Annotated in this window: 3 protein-coding genes; all 3 read left to right on the top strand. The window is 23.2% G+C overall.

The features are described 5' to 3' along the window. Window positions 1–312: 312 nt before the first annotated feature. On the top strand, window positions 313–1,755 hold the full coding sequence (locus EZH24_RS09290) for a dynamin family protein (protein ID WP_137998879.1): 1,443 nt from the start codon (window positions 313–315) through the stop codon (window positions 1,753–1,755). Window positions 1,756–1,773: 18 nt separating this feature from the next. Beyond that, entirely contained in the window at window positions 1,774–2,529 is a 756-nt protein-coding gene (locus tag EZH24_RS09285; protein ID WP_137998878.1) for a hypothetical protein, read from the top strand. After that, the coding region (locus EZH24_RS09280) for a tetratricopeptide repeat protein (protein WP_137998877.1) at window positions 2,522–3,138 on the top strand (617 nt) is incomplete at its 3' end. The genes EZH24_RS09285 and EZH24_RS09280, both read left to right, overlap by 8 nt.

Below are 3,138 nucleotides of genomic sequence, written 5' to 3'. Positions count from 1 at the left end.
TTTATACTTAATCTTGTCAAGTAGTTTTGAAAAAAGTCTATTATAATTTAAACTAGTAAGAATGATTTTACTTATAATTAAAAATTTATCTTGAGTAAAAAATTAAATTAAAATAATTATAAAAATATTATTATATTAATTTATTAGGAGGGGGTTAAGGGAATCGAACCCCTAAAAAAACCATTCCCCCACGAATTTATTATTATACATCATAACAAGTTTTAAATCAATATATTATAGTAATAATTATATTGACTTATTATAAAATATAATGTATTGTTATAACTAATAATATTTTATTGGAGATTTAATATGTCCTCTTTAGATAATATTAGTATAGAAATTAAAAGGCAAATTAGAAAGTTAAATATATTAGAAGATTATTTAAAAAATATAAAAAATGTATTTAATAATTCAGATTTTTCTAACATAGAAAAACAGATAAAGGATCATAAAGATTTTATAAAAGAACCTGATTTACAAGTTGCTATAGTAGGAAGCATAAAAGCAGGAAAATCAACTTTTATAAATGCTTTTTTAAAAGAAAATATAGCTTCAACAGAAGTTACTCCAGAAACAGCATCCCTAACAAAATTTAAATATTCAGATAAAAATCATCTTATTATAAGATTTTATACAAGTGAAGAATGGAAAGAGCTTTGGGATAGTGTTGAAGATTCTGATAAGCAGTTTAGAAGCAATGTATTTAAAAGAGAATATGAATCTGTAAATGCTGACTCAATAAAAAATGATTATCTAAATAAATCTGATTTAATCATTAATTGTACTGATATGTCCTCTTTAGTAGAAAAAGTAAGAGAATATACATCAAAAAGAAGCGCCAAACATTATTTTGTAAAAGAAATTATTGTAGGACTTAATAATGAAAATATACCCAAAGAGGTTATGTTTGTGGATACTCCTGGTTTAAATGATGTTGTAAGCTATCGTTCGGATATAACAAATAACTATATAAAAAGAGCTAATGCTGTTATAGTATGTGTTCAGTCATCTAATTTAACAAATGATGAATTATTAACAATACTAAAAGTTTTTGAAAATGTAGGAAAAGATATTTATAAAGTTATAGTATTGGGTACGAAATTGGATATATTGAACAGCCCTAAATCTGATTGGTTAAAGCAAAAAAAAGAATGGTTTAATTATTTAATTGATAAGTATAAAAATGAAAATATAATGAACAGTAATATATTAGGTGTTTCTTCTTATGTGGATAAACATTTGTCAGATATAGAAAATGGAAAAGATGTAGATGAAGATGCTATATTTGTTATAGATAAATTCGCAAAAAGTTTTGATATTAATTTAAAACTAGATGATACTAATCTAGATAAGAGTTTAAATCCTGAAGAAGCATATAAAATAATGAAATTAAATGCTATTAAAAAAAATATATCACAAATAAAAGAAAGTACTAATATTAATAATATAAATAGATTATTAAAAAACAGTATATTAGTTCATTCAAGCGACATAGTTTTAAAAGATTTAAATAAAAAATTTTCTAACCTCATAAAAGATACAAAAATAAAAATAGATGAGCTAAAAAAAGAAACTGCTGATATAAAAAGCACTTTAGATATGAGTGAGAATGAAAAAGAAGCCTATATTCTATCAAAAAATGAAGAGATGGAAAGTTTAAAAGAAAGCAAGATAGAAGTTAATAATGCATTTAATGAATTAAAACAAAAATGGCTTGAAGCAAATAATGAATTAAAACAAAATTTAAGATAATTAAGAAGGAGATTAATTATGGGATTTTGGGGAGCAATAAAAAATGCTTTTGCTACTGTAGGCAGAGCTATTAAATCAGCAGTCAAATCATTTGCAAACGTTATCGCAGGAAACAAACCAAGCAAAGTTGATTATGATGAAACAGCTCAGACATTTGAAAAACAAAAAAGATATGATCAGTTTACAGCAACTGTTGATGAAACTGTTGAAATGGATAGAATAGTTGCAGATACTAGAAATAAATATTATGATAAATTAAATAATATAGAAAAAGCAACTATAGAATGCAGTAGAAAAACATTTGATACAATGATAGAGGAAATAAAAAATATTATTGATAAAAACAAAATAGATTTCAATGTTAGATCTGTAGAATATGATTTTGAAAATATTATAAGAAGGTTTAAAAACACTTTTTCTGATGATATCACCAGACATATAGCATTATCAGATAGAAAATTTTCATCTTTTCTTTCTATTTCGAATTCATCTGAAAGAGGAAGAAAAATATCTTCATATATTGAAGAATTAATTAATGATGCAAAAGAAGAATACTACAAAAATATAGATAAAATAACAAATGACTCTTTAGGGGCTATTAGCAAATCTATTAATGATAATATAAGTAATATAGAAAAAAGTATAGATAATATCAAAAATGAAATAGAGGAAAACAGAAAATTAAAAGAAGCTGAAATAGAACCAAAAAGAAAAGAATATGAAGAAAAAGAACAATTATTAAATGATTTCATAAATGTATTAGATAATGAATAATAAAGATTTAAATGATATTTTTAAAAAAATACAAATATTAGTAGAAAAAATAGACTCTTTTTATGATAAATTAGAGTACCTTGATATAATGCGTGAAGATGCAGATGAAATTCATAGCATAAAAGAATGCATATTAGAAAATAGAGGAGATTTATTTGATAGCATAGAAAATATCAAAAAAGAACTAGCATATAATAATTGCAAAATTGATATCATAATTAATAGTTTAAAAAATAATGCACTTTCTTATGATAAAAATAATCTATTAAAAAACAATTCATACAATATTGATAGATTAATTGATGATAAAGAGTATGATAAGGCATTTATTATTTTAAATACTATAGTAGAATTATATCCCAATTATGCTGACGCCTATTTTTACAAAGGGCGCATAAGAAATATATTAAATCAGTATATCGAAGCAATAAATGATATAAATACAGCAATAAAATTAAATTCAAGTAACTACGATTTTTATAATAATAGAGGATATGCTAAAGCGGGTCTCAAATTATATAAAGAAGCCATTGAAGATTATGATAAGGCTGTAGAATTAAACCCAAATGATTATAATATATACAATAATAGAGGATATGCTAAAGCGGG

Origin of the sequence: Brachyspira catarrhinii (assembly GCF_005518285.1) — a bacterium.
GTDB lineage: Bacteria > Spirochaetota > Brachyspiria > Brachyspirales > Brachyspiraceae > Brachyspira > Brachyspira catarrhinii.
The sequence above is the reverse complement of the archived record's forward strand: the minus strand, read 5'-3'. Positions and strand labels throughout refer to the sequence as shown.

Coding starts and splice junctions, on each gene's coding strand:
- EZH24_RS09290 (WP_137998879.1), top strand. CDS start 313: ATGTCCTCTTTAGATAATATTAGTATAGAAATTAAAAGGCAAATTAGA.
- EZH24_RS09285 (WP_137998878.1), top strand. CDS start 1,774: ATGGGATTTTGGGGAGCAATAAAAAATGCTTTTGCTACTGTAGGCAGA.